This is a genomic window from Citrobacter sp. Cpo012 (genome assembly GCF_030333015.1).
In the GTDB taxonomy this organism is placed as follows: Bacteria; Pseudomonadota; Gammaproteobacteria; order Enterobacterales; family Enterobacteriaceae; genus Citrobacter; species Citrobacter portucalensis.
In genome coordinates, this window is record NZ_JAOWGR010000040.1 from 355,751 (window position 1) to 369,384 (window position 13,634).

Consider the following 13,634-nt stretch of genomic DNA (forward strand, 5'->3'; position numbering starts at 1 on the left):
TCCTTTACTCTTCTTCATCACCGGTAAAGTTAGCCCGCGGCAGACAGGTTCGCTCACCCCAGTAGTAAATTCCCAGCGACATCACCGCTACCACCACCGTATCCCACGGATGACCAATCACCCCTGTGCCCCCAAAACTACCCAGCCAGGAGAAGAGCATAATCAGCGCGTAGAAGGCGATAAGCCACAGAGACGATTTCACCTGCTGCGCCAGACTTACGGTGTGTACCGGCACTTTTGATTTGCAAAGCACATAGACGACAAACATCACAATCTGCAGTCCCAGCAGCCATGACAGCGTGCCCCAGCCAGACCAGAATACAATCAGCGCCGAAATCACAAACGACACCGGACCGATAATCCCGAAGGCACGCACGCGGAATGGGCGCGGCAAATCCGGTGCATTACGGCGTAGCCCCGCCGCCGTGACCGGGGCAATGGCGTAGCTCAGTACCAGCGCCGCCGACACCACGCTTATCAGCTGTTCCCATGACGGGAACGGCAATGTCCAGAAGATAGACAATGCAAAGGTCAGCCACAGCGCCGGACGCGGAATGCCAGACTCTTTATCGATGTGGGTAAACGTCTTAAAGAAGGTGCCAGCTTTCGCCCAGCCATAAATCACGCGCGGCGTGGCGTTCATGTAGATATTGCCGGTACCACTTGGGGAGACAATCGCGTCGCACACCACCATAAACGCCAGCCAGCCCATACCGAGCGTAATGGCGATATCCCGGTACGGCAGCGAAAATTGCTTGCTGATCTCCGCCCAGCCGCCACCCAGCATTTCGGTCGGAATACTGCCAAGAAATGCCAGCTGCAACAGCACGTAAATAATCGTCGACAGCACCACGGATAAAATCAGCGCCACCGGGATGGTACGCTGCGGATTCTTTACTTCACTCGCCACCGAAATAATTGGCGTCAACCCCAGGTAGGCGAAGATGATCCCACCGGCGCTAATCGCAGCCTCAACGCCCGACATACCAAAGGGTGCAATCCCCTGAACGTGCAGGTTCTCAGGTTTGAAAAAGGTAAATAGCGTCACAACGACCGCTAGCGGCACCAAAAATTTCAGAATACTGATGATGTTATTGGAACGGGCAAACGTTTTTACGCTGTAGTAATTCAGCCCGAAGAACAAACACAGCAGCAAAAACTGCACTATCCATCCCAGCAACGTTGGGTCGCTTGAGCCAGTTTGAGTCAGCATCGGGAACCATGCTGCCGCATACTGCCGCGCAGCAACAATCTCTATGGAGATGAGGCTTGAAAACGCAATCAGCGTAATAAATCCAAGCAGATACCCCATCAACTCACCGTGGGAAAAGACCGGATAACGGATAATCCCCCCGGCACGAGGCAGTGCCGCACCCAGCTCACAATAGACAATCCCTAACAGCAAAACGGCGATTCCGCCGATGACCCACGAGGCAATGCCCGCAGGTCCGGCAATCGATGCCACATGGCTTGCGGCAAACAGCCAGCCGGAACCGAAGATAGCCCCAAGCCCAATAAACGTCAGGTCGGTTAGCGTTAGCTGCTTTTTAAATTTACCCACCTCAGCAACGCGGGCCTGTGTTTGGTGCGTAGAGTGAATCGTCATGGTCATGCCCTTCAGTCAACAGAGGGGGAAATGGCTTCCCGGGTCCACTGCCCGTTAATCAGGCGCAGCAGGTTCAGAGGGTTGTCATCCTGGACAGCAGGCGGAAGCAGCGCGGCAGGCACATTTTGCAGGCATACCGGGCGTAAAAAACGGTCGATGGATTGCGTCCCTACCGAGGTACCGCGAGCATCGGTGGTGGCAGGCCACGGACCGCCGTGCACCATGGCATCACAAACCTCGACACCGGTTGGATAACCGTTAAACAAAACGCGTCCCGCTTTTTCAGTGAGGGCTGGCAGTAGGCGCTGTGCCAGCGGCCCATCATCAGATTCGGCGTGCACAGTAGCCGTCAGTTGGCCCGGAATCACGCGCAAAATGGACTGCAACTCCGCCTCATCGGCCACCTCGACCAATACCGCCAGCGGGCCAAACACCTCCTGCTGTAGCAGTGGATCCTGTGCCAGCAGCAGCGAAGCCGGAGCCTGATACAACCGGGCCTGCGCGCGGCCGATAACCGATTCATCAGACCCTGCCAAACGCTGAATATGAGGATGTGCCTCAAGCGCGCTGACACCCTCTTCATAATGGGCAAGCGTCGGGGCATTCAGCATGATCTGTGCCGGTGCCTGGTCAACCGCGACCTTCAGCGCCTGCGTGAAGCGGGACATACCTTCGCCGCGTAAGACAAGGATCAGCCCCGGCTTGGTACAAAACTGTCCACATCCCAAAGTGAAAGAGGACACCAGCTCATTGGCCAGCGTTTCTGCCCGCGTGGCGACGGCCTGCGGCAGAATAATCAGCGGGTTAATGGCCGACATTTCCGCAAAGACGGGGATCGGCTGCGGACGCTGCTGCGCCAGCTGCCAGAGCGCCTTACCGCCGCGCAGCGAACCGGTAAAACCCACTGCCTGAATCGCCGGATGGCGAACCAGATCCGCGCCAATATCGGTGCCGAAAATCATGTTAAAAACGCCCGCAGGCAGGCCAGATGCCGCGACCGCACGCACAATCGCCTGGGCAGTCAATTCCGCCGTCGCCATATGTCCGGGATGGGCTTTCACCACCACCGGACAACCCGCCGCCAGCGCTGATGCGGTATCGCCTCCCGCCGTAGAAAAGGCCAGCGGAAAATTGCTGGCCCCGAACACAGCCACCGGGCCAAGCGCGGTCAGATACTGACGCAGATCCGGACGTGGCAGGGGCTGGCGGTCAGGGAGTGCGGTATCAATGCGTACGCCAAAGGCATCGCCCCGACGCAGCACCCCGGCAAACATGCGCAGCTGATTACTGGTACGGGTGCGCTCTCCCTGTAACCGCGCCAGCGGCAGTGCCGTTTCCTGGTGGGCTATGGCGAAAAAATCCTCGCCGAGCAAATCCAGCTCGTCGGCAAGGGTGTCGAGAAAGCGGGCACGCACGTCTGGCGCGGTCTGTGAATAGACAGGAAACGCCTGGTCAGCCGCCTCCGCCGCGGCGGCGGCCTCCTCATGAGAGGCCGGGTAAAAATAGTATCCGGTCAGCTTGCCGTCAGCGGCACGCAGGCTTGGCAGCGTCGCCTCACCGCTTGCCACGCGGCGTCCGGCGATAAACTGCTGACCCGAAACAGAGAGAGGTAGCGTCATCATCACTCCTTTACTTAAAGGCCAACATCCGGCAGCTGTGGACGGGTCGCCAGCGCCTTCTCAACAATCGCCACCACTTGCGCACGGGTATCCCCTTCCAGCGCCAGACGCGGTGGACGGGTAATGGCGCTGCCACGCCCCAGCAATTCTTCACAGAGCTTGATGCACTGCACCAGATCCGGGCGCGCATCCAGATGCAGCAACGGCATAAACCAGCGGTAAAGCGCCATCGCTTCCTCATAACGCTGTTGTTTCGCCAGGCGGAACAACGTCTCCCCTTCACGCGGGAAGGCGTTCGACATTCCGGAGATCCAGCCTTCCGCCCCAACGGTAATGCTCTCGACCACCACATCATCCAGCCCAGCGAACAGCACAAAGCGGTCGCCAACAGAGTTACGCAGGTCGATAAAACGGCGGGTATCGCCGGAGGAGTCTTTGAAACAGACGATGTTGTCGCAGTCGGCAAGCGTCGCCAGGATATCCGGCGTCACGTCGTTTTTGTAAATCGGCGGGTTGTTGTACACCATGATGGGCAGGTCGGTAGCCGTAGCCACACTGCGGAAGTGGGCCGCTGTTTCATGCGGTTTTGAGGAATACACCAGCGCAGGCATCACCATAATACCGTCGACGCCCACGCGCTCTGCCTCTTTCGCCATCTTCTGTGCAAACGCGGTGGTGAATTCGGCCACCCCCGCAATGACTGGGATCTGACCGCCCGCAGCATCTTTCGCTACTTCGATGATCTGCAGCTTTTCCTGCGTGGTCAGAGAGGTGTTCTCCCCCACGCTGCCGCACACCACCAGGCCAGAAACACCATCCTTGACCAGGTTTTTCATCACCGTATGGGTGGCATCCAGATCCAGGGAATAATCGCTACGAAACTGGGTGCTGACTGCCGGGAATACACCGCTCCAGTGAATGGCTTTCTTGCTCATGTTCGGTTCCTTGTCGTCAATTTGTTAATTTAAAGTGAATGAATGGTGAATATTCACTGACAGATTGACGTTTCAGGCGACCGACTGCTTGGTGGTTTTCTTCCTCTTTGATGACGAAATTAGCACAGTGAGTGTGTCTTACCCGGCAAGCGTAATGCGAAAATCACGCGGCGTAGAGCCCGTCATCGCCTTAAACTGGCGGCTAAACGCGCTGTGATCGGTATAACCGCACTGCAACGCAATATCGGTAATCGGCGTATCGCCCGCCAGCAGTTCGGTGGCTTTTTCCAGCCGAACTTTGTGGATCATCTGGCGCGGCGTGAGATGAAAAATACGCTTACAGTAGCGCTCAATTTGCGCCACCGACATGCCGCTCAGGGCAGTTAGCTCTTCCATCGCGATGGGACGGTGATAATGGTTGCGGATATGATCGTCGACGATCGCCAGCCGCTGCCACGCCGGGTGACGCGCTTGCGCTTCCTGCAGATCGTGTGAAATCCCCGCCATACCGATGACCTGGCCCTGCGCATCCCGCAGCGCCAGCTTCTGGGTCAAACACCAGCCGCGTTCACGACCGTTGTAGAGATGCATTTCCAGCTGATCGCGCAGCGTTACCCCTTCGCGCAGCACCCGCATATCCTGCTCGGTATAGCCCAGCCCAAGCGCTGAAGGGAAAACATCGGCAGAGGTTTTACCCAGCAGAGAAACGACCGTCTTAAACCCGCAGCGTCGTGCCAGGGTCATATTGACCATCAAATAGCGGGCCTGCACATCTTTGATAAAAAAAACCACATTCGGAATAGCATTGAGCAGCGGCGCAATCAATGCCATCGCATGGAGCAACGTCTGGATATTGTCCGGACGCTGACGCGCCAACCCCTCACATATCTGGCTAAGTTCAGCCACTTCAGGCACCGGCGACGGGGCCCGCACATCATTAATCACACAGGACATCACGCTTCCTCCCGATTAGTGATCTGAATATTTATTAACTTTTTGTTAACTCAGCAAGCATCCTTACTGCGTTTTGCGATCCTGCCGTAGATTTATAATTTCCCCTTTTCCAGCCACTGGCGCGGTTGCCTTTTTTGGTTTACCACACCACTAACAAAATGATTAATAACAAATAAATATGATATCGCCTTAACGATAACAGCGGCCATTATGCTGATTTCGTCATTTACAGTGACGAAAGCGATCAAGCCGGGACGCAGGGCTTGCGTCAGCATTTAGCAACAAAATATTAACTTCCCGGAGATCCTATGACAGCACAGTACAGTGAACTGAGAGTGATTGATTCTCACACCGGCGGTGAACCCACTCGCCTGGTCATCGACGGCTTTCCGGATCTGGGAGCGGGGAACATGAGCGAGCGTCGCGAGCGCTTTTCCCGCGACTACGACGACTGGCGTAAAGCCATTATTCTTGAGCCGCGCGGTAACGACGTTCTGGTCGGTGCATTGCTCTGTGAGCCAGTTTCGCCACAGGCCACGGCGGGAGTCATCTTCTTTAACAACTGCGGCTTTCTGAACATGTGCGGTCACGGCACCATCGGGCTGATTGCCTCGCTGGCATGGCTTGGGCGCATTCAACCCGGTAAACATCTGATTGAAACGCCGGTGGGCGATGTGACCGCCACGCTGCACGAAGACGGCAGCGTCTCGGTCGAAAACGTGCCGGCCTACCGCTGGCGTAAGCAGGTACAGGTTGAAACCATCCACGGTACGGTAACGGGTGATATCGCCTGGGGCGGCAACTGGTTCTTCCTCGTCAACGATCATCCGTTCGCGGTCTCGCCGGAAAAGATCCCTGAATTGACGGAGTACGCATGGGCAATCCGTGAAGGGTTAGATCGTGCAGGCATCCGTGGCGAACATGACGGCATTATCGATCATATCGAACTGTTTGCAGAAGATGATCGCGCGGACAGCCGCAGCTTTGTACTCTGCCCCGGTAAAGCCTGGGATCGATCGCCCTGCGGCACCGGCACCAGCGCCAAACTGGCCTGTCTGGCAGAGGACGGAAAACTCAAATCCGGAGAATCCTGGCGGCAGGCGAGCATCATCGGCAGCGAATTTACGGCGCATTTCGTGCCGCATGGCGACAAGATCGTCCCGACGATCCGCGGAGAGGCATGGGTCTGTGGTGATAATAAGCTGATCCTCAATCCTGAAGATCCGTTCCGCTGGGGGATCTCGCTGTGATCGAAAGTGACGTCATCGTTATCGGTGCCGGGATTATCGGGGCCGCCTGCGCCTGGCAACTGGCCGCTCGCGGACAGCGAGTCACGCTGGTCGATGACGGCAATGCGGGCGCGACGGCGGCGGGTATGGGTCACCTGGTGTGCATGGATGACGATCCTGCGGAGCTCGCACTCTCCGCCTGGTCTCTGGAGAGCTGGCGCAAACTGACGCCCCGGATGCCGGAAAGCTGTGCCTGGCGCGGATGCGGCACGCTGTGGCTGGCGGAAACGCCGCAAGAGCTTGCGCTGGCAGAAGAAAAGAAACAACGAATGGCACAATACCAGGTTGTCAGTGAAATGCAGACCCGCGATCGGCTTGCCGCACGCGAACCGCTGCTCACCACCGGACTCACTGGCGGGCTGTGGGTCCCTGGCGACGGGATAGTTTACGCCCCAAACGTCGCCCGCTGGTTTATTAACGATGCCGATTTAACGCACCTTCGGGATAGCGCCCTCACTGTTGATGCCCCTTACGTCACCCTACACAGCGGTAAACGACTGCGCGCACGCGCCATCGTCATCGCCAGCGGTCTGGGGGCCAATATGCTGCTGGACGAAAACTGGCTCAGACCCAAAAAAGGCCAGTTGGCGATTACCGACCGCTACGGCCCCTTGCTCAGCCACCAGCTGGTAGAGTTGGGATACGGTGCCAGCGCCCATGCAGGCGGCACCTCAGTGGCATTTAACATTCAGCCACGCCCCACCGGACAGTTGCTGATTGGCTCCTCCCGACAGTTTGATAACACCGACCGCGAGGTTGATCTCCCCCTGTTGGCACAGATGCTGGCGCGCGCGCGCCATTTTTTACCCTCTCTGGAGACACTAAATATCATTCGTTGCTGGAGCGGTTTTCGCGCGGCATCGGCTGACGGCAACCCGCTGATTGGCCCACATCCTGCGCGTCCGGGTATCTGGCTGGCGCTGGGACATGAAGGACTCGGCGTCACAACCGCGCCAGCAACCGCCGAGTTACTTTGCGCCCAGATCCTTGGCGAGCGCCCGGCGGTGTCCCCGGATGCCTGGCTTCCCGCTCGCCTGCACAAGCAGGAGGCCATCGCATGACGACCCTGAACGTAATTATCGACGGCCAGAGCTGTGAGGTTCCCGTCGGAATGAGTATTGCAGCAGCACTGGCCCTGGTGGGCAACGGCGTGACCCGTCGTTCGGTGAGTGGTCAACTGCGCGCGCCCTTCTGCGGAATGGGCGTTTGCCAGGAGTGCCGCGTCACGGTGAACGGACACCGGGTGCTGGCCTGCCAGACGGAATGCCAGCCCGAAATGGTGATTGAAAGGAGCCATCATGCAAAGCGTTGACTGTGAGATCCTGATCCTTGGCGCAGGGCCAGCCGGGTTGTCGGCGGCACTGGCTGCCGCACGCTGTGGAAAATCAGTGATAATCCTTGATGACAACCCGCGCCCCGGCGGGCAAATCTGGCGCGACGGGCCGCAGGTCTCGCTCCCCCGGGACGCCAGACGGCTTCGTCAGGCGGTAGCTGAACATCCCAACATCACACTGCTGAGCGGTGCCCGGCTAATTGCCCGCCCCACCCCACATTCCGTAGTCTTCGAAACCGCAGACGACTGCGGCGAAATCCGCTGGCAGCGGCTGATTTTATGCTGCGGCGCCAGAGAACTCTCGCTGCCTTTTCCCGGCTGGACGCTACCCAATGTGACGGGGGCCGGAGGCCTGCAGGCGCAGATAAAACACGGCCTACAACTCAAGGGGGAACGCGTGGTCATTGCAGGCAGCGGTCCTCTTCTGCTGGCGGTCGCCAGTACGGTGAAACGCGCTGGCGGGAATATTGTCGCCATTATCGAACAGGCCCCGATGACCGCACTGGCCCGTTTCGCAACCGGGCTATGGCGCTGGCCTGAAAAATTGCGTCAGTTCGGCGAGCTCTTTCCAGCCCGCTATCATCCGGCAAGCCAGGTCATCCAAGCGCAGGGTGATACCTGTCTGCAGTCAGTGACCGTGCGCCACCAGGGGCAAACCCGGGAAATCGCCTGCGACAGGCTGGCCATTGGCTATGGGCTGGTACCGAATATAGAACCTGGCGCAATCTTTGGCTGCAAAACAGAAAATCAGGCTATTTGGGTCGATGCGGAGCAACGCACCAGCGTGCAGGATATCTATGCGGCAGGAGAATGCACCGGCTTTGGCGGCAGCGAGCTGGCGTTAGCCGAGGGAGAAATTGCCGGCTATGCCGCCGCAAATTGTCCGCAAAAGGCCCAAAGCGCCATCTCCGCGCGCGCCCGCTGGCAGCGTTTTGCCCAGGCGTTGCATACGACGTTTGCGCTGCCGGAGTCGCTAAAAGCCGCGACCACCGCAGATACGCTGCTCTGCCGTTGTGAGGATATTCGTTGTGGCGACGTGCAAAACGCCGAAAGCTGGCAGGCGGCAAAGCTCGCCTCACGCTGTGGAATGGGGGCTTGTCAGGGAAAAGTCTGCGCCACCAGCGCCCGCTGGCTGTACGGCTGGCCGCTGCCGCAGCCGCGCGAACCGCTCTCCCCCGCGCGTGTCGACACGCTTATCCATCTCGCAAAGCCTGAGGGGTGATGGTCAGGTTTAAAGGCGCCCACTGGCGCCTTTTTTGATGTGGTGTATCCGTAGACCTTTTCGTCAAAGGGAATAATTTTTATCTTCACCCGTATCTATTTCGCTCTGTGTATTGGGAACCGAGCGTTCTATTTCTGCCAAACATTCAAAAATATAAAGGGAATGTAATGCATGTTTAAAATATGATAAATCCAATACTTCAAATTACCGATATTGCTTTTATTAACAAGCAGAAACCAGCATAGCACCCCAGGAAATAATCTTTTTTTCGTATAGTTAGAAAAATAACACTTACTAAAGAAAGGTTTATTCTTATACCACCCCCGATGAATAAGCATGAATAACTAAAAAATAATATGGCGAAAAAAGTTTTTTATTTAATCTGCGAATTCGATAATGAATATTGTTTTTAGTGTTGGCCGAAATAGGCACAGCAACGCTTGATTAAGTGATATTTTGCGAGCATCATCGCAATTATTTACCCGAAAATGAAATCAATGGCTTCTAGTAAATCCCTGCAACAGGCAATTGCCGACATCACCATCTGGCGTAAAGGCGAGCAGCGTGCGCCGCACAAGCCTCTGCTGCTGCTTCATGTGCTGGCGGGGTATCAGCAGGGCCATGGCCGCCTGTTTGATTACGGTTTAGAAGTTCGCGACCCCTTGCATAGCCTGCTGGAGCGATTTGGACCGCAACGCGCGCAGTATCGCCCGGATATGCCCTTCTGGCGCTTACAGGGCGATGGATTCTGGGAGCTACAAAACGCCGAGCATTGTTCAACATCCGGCAGCAGCAAACAGCCCCCTGCCGGAGAACTGGTGGCGCATAACGTTGCCGGAGGCTTTGATGAACAACATTTTGCCCTGCTGAAAAAGAGCAACAACCTCATTAACACCCTGGCACAGCAAATTCTCGAGGCTCACTTCACCGAAAGCATCCAGGAAGAGATCGCGGATGAACTGGGGTTTGATATCCTGCAAATCCGCAAACAGCGGGACCCATTGTTCCGCCAGCAGGTTCTGCGTGCCTATAACTATGAATGCGCCATTTGTGGCTTCAATATGCGCCACGACAGCACTTCGGTTGCCCTGGAAGCCGCCCATATCAAATGGAAACAGCACGGCGGTCCGTGCGAGATTTCGAACGGCCTGGCGCTGTGTGCAATCCACCATAAAGCATTTGATAAAGGTTCGATTGGGCTGGATGAGAGTATGCGAGTTCAGGTGTCACCCGCAGTAAATGGCAGCGGCATGGTGGGCAGACTATTCTGGGATTTCGACGGGAAGGAGATTGCTCTACCGATGATGCGCGAGAATTATCCAAAAGAAGGTTTTGTGGAGTGGCACAGGAAGGAGGTGTTTAGAGGGTGAGTGCGAAGGCCGGACTCGCCTTTTTGTTTAATTCATTGAAAATTAATGGGTTGTTAGAATTTATTTTGGGGATTTGCCCCCAGAATGGGCACTTAATATCATTACTTGGAAGAAGATCACAGAATTAGGAATTAAACGTATCAGGTCCCATTACCTTTTCATAGCACAATTAAATTCATCCTGAACTTGTTGGAGACGTTCAATAATTTTATCAAAGCCGTCAGGCTCCTTAAAAAACATGCCACCCTCAATTGCAATACGATGATCTTCAGCGATAGCAGCAAGGCGCCCAGCATCTTCAGGGACCAGACGTAACTCACCTTTAGCAACCAACGTATAATCCACACCAGGAAAGGTCCAGCGCTGCTGCTTCATTTCAATCACGTTATGCATTGCTTCTTTTGTATCATAAAGATCGGCAAACTGATGCTGTAACAGGCAATCAACATCGTACCAGTGACGGGATAGACGTTCTGCATTTAGTTCTTTTTCCTGGGTACAAAACTGATGCAGTGCGGTAATTTTTTCCCAGAGAATATAGCCAGGGTTATAAGCCTGGACTGTTGCAGATGGCAACTCCAGTTCACCCAGCTCTTTTATTCCGGATAAATAACTGCTTACCGTTATTGTATCCGTCGGTTTCCCTCGGTTACGACCACCGAACTCCAATAAGATATGATCTCGCTGGTAAGCCGCAGAATCAGCGTGAACACGAGGAAAGAATATATCGACCTTTTCTCCCCTACTTTCCGCCTCTAAACGAGCCTCCAGGCCGGAAATACCATAAGACTGGAAACGCTGATTAAGTTTTTCCACTAACTCTGCGGTCCATTCTTCGAGTCTTGTTTGCTGTTGTTCACGAAAGCGTTGATTCTGACTTCGACTTCGGGTACTTGCTTTCCAGGCTTCTTGTTCCTGTTCTTCTGAATGGCCAGCAAGTTCCGCCCAGTGAATCGATAAATCGATATCTTCAGAAAAGCGCTCAATCACATTCCAGCACTTGCTTAATGAGGTTCCACCTTTAAAAGCGACTGTGTATGGGTGAAGAAAACCTTCATCAAACAGAAGACGTAGGATCTCTGTAACCCAGAGATCCTTTTCCAGAAAGCTCGCCCCCAGACTCAATGGGTGCTTCTGTGCAGCATAACTGAATATTTCCTGAAGTTGGCCCCGCCCTTCTTCAGTTTTATAGAGTTCAAAGATGCTGCTCATCAGATAGCCTGCCGAAAGAGTTCAAGCTGAGTACGCCATCCCTGAAGAGCTGGTTCACTCACTAATTTCTTAGCAATGGCTGAGCGAGCTTCCCGGGAAGAGATATTAAGACGGTTAAAAGCATTTTTGATTGCTTCCAGACGGGCATACTTTCCACTCAGGCTCAGCAACCCACGTAACAACTCCCCTTCAGGCCGATTCAGCCACTTCAGTTTACTTTCTGACTTGTGCTGAACAATCACAGTCTCGTTGCCAACCTTAAACTCTCTGGTTGGACCATTCGACCAGTAAATACGCTTAACCGGAGCTTGCGTCTGCATACCCAGCCGATAAGCAGCCTCCAGCCCTTGGATGGTAATTTTATAACCACGCTCTTTAGCCCATGCAGCTACTACCTTTTCAGCACTGGTTACGATCTTGATGGAAGGAATATTCTTGAGTGGTTTCGGTCGCGCATAAAATCCTCGATCTACGCGAACAATCATGCCTTCTTTTGCCAGACGACTCATAGCCTGCTGTACAGATGCGCGACTTCCCAGCGGGTAGAACCCACTGATAGAAAACGGTATACCTCGTCTCATGCGGTTAATCCGCTGACGGACCAGTGCTATAACAGACATACGCACTCCTTAACCTTAAGTGACACACAACAGACCATGTGAAATCATTATAGACCTTATGCCATGGGGATTTCAAGGATGCTTACGTCAGCAAAAGGTAGTCTATCAAGGCCATCATATTTCGTTGAAAAGTTTTTTCACAAAAACAGTATTGGTTCAGATAATTTTCAACTTAAATCAATGCCATATGAGGAATGCACAGGTAGGACATTATTTAGAGAGCGATATGAAAATATTTATGGATAAAGAAGCAAGAATTTATTAGGATATTATTACTAACACGTTGACTTATTTGAAAAATTATGCTAAGCTCTGCCACGCATTGCGATATCGCGAGTGCAAAGCACCAAGACGCGTGAGCGTTCGCTAATCGCAATGCGTGGCAGAATAAAAGTTTTAAATTTAAATAAATTTTTAACTTGCAAAAATATATTTTTAATACTCATTCTATTTGCTCTCCATTATTTATTATCGGATGGTACAATTGTTGACTACCTGAAGCAACTAACAGGATGGTTAATTATACCATTGATACAATCATTAATAAAACCCAAAAGATAAATCTTGTTAGTTATTTAAGGACGCCGTTCTGGCGTTCTTATTTCTGTATTCATCATCAGCATCTAGAGTTACCACCAAAGATATCCAATCATTAAACTTTCTTTCATTTTACCTAGTCATCTCAGGGGCTTATTTTATTAAACTGTGCATGATAGATTTAATAATTCAAGTAAAAAATCAAGTCTCAATTTTCTTACTTTTTTATTGTTAATAAGTTCCATGATAAGGGGAACATGCATATAAGCATAACCCTTAGCCAAGAAAATCGTGATTTGAACTCCAGCCATATCGTTTTCTGTGCCGGACTCGCCTTTTCGTTTAGTTTATTGAAAATTAATGAGTTGTTAGATTTTGCTTTGGGGGTTTGCCCCCATAATGGGACATAAAATTGAATACTGTGTGGAAGATCACAAAGTTGTGTGATTATTTTTCCGATCCGAAACGCATTCCAGAATAAGGCTTCTCACGGCATTGCGCCATCGAGATGATAAATCTCCCACATGTAGCTCCAGCTTGTGGCCATCCGGGTCAAGAAAATAGAAAGATTGCCCTTCGCTTTTATTGTCTTTCCAGACCGTCGTCCATACAAAATACTGACAGCGATAGAATAAGTGGGAAGCGGATTTATATCTGCCCATGCTATTTACTCCCTAATTTGCTGGTAACAAACCGAGGCAGTATTTAGCATGGGCATTCTATAGGAAAAAACCACATGAACAATCGTCACCTCCACCGGAGGTGAGACTGATAATTAAAAAAAGCCACTGATCCTTTTTTTGTGCAGTATGTTTAGTTTTCCATGCTTAGTTCAGCTTGGCTGTAATGTCCGCTTCGCTCAAAGCTGCCTATCATATCTGCTTAAAAAACATGCTTAGTGTAGGATATTCTCCGTTTTCCAAGTAGCCCCTTTAAA

The 13,634-nt window shown here is 53.1% G+C and carries 11 protein-coding genes and 1 pseudogene; 5 read left to right on the forward strand and 7 right to left on the reverse strand.

All coding sequences use genetic code 11. The features are described 5' to 3' along the window. Nucleotides 1–4: 4 nt before the first annotated feature. The 4 genes from OGX90_RS16135 to OGX90_RS16150 form a co-directional block, all read right to left on the reverse strand. A complete protein-coding gene (locus OGX90_RS16135; RefSeq protein WP_286573911.1) occupies nucleotides 5–1,606 on the reverse strand; it encodes an APC family permease in 1,602 nt (533 codons plus the stop codon). Nucleotides 1,607–1,617: 11 nt separating this feature from the next. Next, complete coding sequence (locus OGX90_RS16140; protein ID WP_286624262.1) at nucleotides 1,618–3,225, reverse strand: aldehyde dehydrogenase (NADP(+)); 1,608 nt, start codon at nucleotides 3,223–3,225, stop codon at nucleotides 1,618–1,620. 14 nt (nucleotides 3,226–3,239) lie between these two features. Continuing rightward, nucleotides 3,240–4,160 (reverse strand): dihydrodipicolinate synthase family protein, encoded by a 921-nt coding sequence (locus tag OGX90_RS16145; protein ID WP_286624265.1) that lies wholly within the window; start codon nucleotides 4,158–4,160, stop codon nucleotides 3,240–3,242. 138 nt (nucleotides 4,161–4,298) lie between these two features. Continuing rightward, nucleotides 4,299–5,114: an AraC family transcriptional regulator gene (locus OGX90_RS16150; RefSeq protein ID WP_008786078.1), complete on the reverse strand. Its 816-nt coding sequence runs from the start codon at nucleotides 5,112–5,114 to the stop codon at nucleotides 4,299–4,301. A 308-nt stretch (nucleotides 5,115–5,422) separates the two neighbouring features. Between OGX90_RS16150 and OGX90_RS16155 the strand changes: the two genes are divergently transcribed. From OGX90_RS16155 to OGX90_RS16175, 5 genes are all read left to right on the forward strand, one after another. Then, complete coding sequence (locus OGX90_RS16155; RefSeq protein ID WP_286573910.1) at nucleotides 5,423–6,364, forward strand: 4-hydroxyproline epimerase; 942 nt, start codon at nucleotides 5,423–5,425, stop codon at nucleotides 6,362–6,364. Continuing rightward, nucleotides 6,361–7,464, forward strand: a complete 1,104-nt coding sequence (locus OGX90_RS16160) for an NAD(P)/FAD-dependent oxidoreductase (RefSeq protein WP_100271561.1) — start codon at nucleotides 6,361–6,363, stop codon at nucleotides 7,462–7,464. Before OGX90_RS16155 ends, OGX90_RS16160 begins: the two co-directional genes overlap by 4 nt. Further along, a complete protein-coding gene (locus OGX90_RS16165) occupies nucleotides 7,461–7,715 on the forward strand; it encodes a (2Fe-2S)-binding protein (protein WP_008786074.1) in 255 nt (84 codons plus the stop codon). Before OGX90_RS16160 ends, OGX90_RS16165 begins: the two co-directional genes overlap by 4 nt. Then, nucleotides 7,702–8,958: an NAD(P)/FAD-dependent oxidoreductase gene (locus OGX90_RS16170; RefSeq protein ID WP_286624267.1), complete on the forward strand. Its 1,257-nt coding sequence runs from the start codon at nucleotides 7,702–7,704 to the stop codon at nucleotides 8,956–8,958. The genes OGX90_RS16165 and OGX90_RS16170 overlap by 14 nt, the downstream gene beginning before the upstream one ends. Nucleotides 8,959–9,455: 497 nt before the next feature. Further along, complete coding sequence (locus tag OGX90_RS16175; RefSeq protein WP_234692594.1) at nucleotides 9,456–10,328, forward strand: phosphorothioated DNA-binding restriction endonuclease; 873 nt, start codon at nucleotides 9,456–9,458, stop codon at nucleotides 10,326–10,328. A 150-nt stretch (nucleotides 10,329–10,478) separates the two neighbouring features. Here OGX90_RS16175 and OGX90_RS16180 read toward each other — a convergent pair whose 3' ends face one another. The 3 genes and pseudogenes from OGX90_RS16180 to OGX90_RS16190 form a co-directional block, all read right to left on the reverse strand. Further along, entirely contained in the window at nucleotides 10,479–11,540 is a 1,062-nt protein-coding gene (locus OGX90_RS16180; protein ID WP_006686503.1) for a nucleotidyl transferase AbiEii/AbiGii toxin family protein, read from the reverse strand. Next, nucleotides 11,540–12,160 carry a DUF6088 family protein gene (locus OGX90_RS16185; RefSeq protein ID WP_006686502.1) on the reverse strand — a complete coding sequence of 207 codons (621 nt, stop codon included), beginning with the start codon at nucleotides 12,158–12,160 and terminating at the stop codon, nucleotides 11,540–11,542. Before OGX90_RS16185 ends, OGX90_RS16180 begins: the two co-directional genes overlap by 1 nt. 984 nt (nucleotides 12,161–13,144) lie before the next feature. Further along, nucleotides 13,145–13,296: pseudogene (locus OGX90_RS16190) on the reverse strand (FosA family fosfomycin resistance glutathione transferase); the annotation flags it as partial. Between the last annotated feature and the right edge of the window lie 338 nt (nucleotides 13,297–13,634).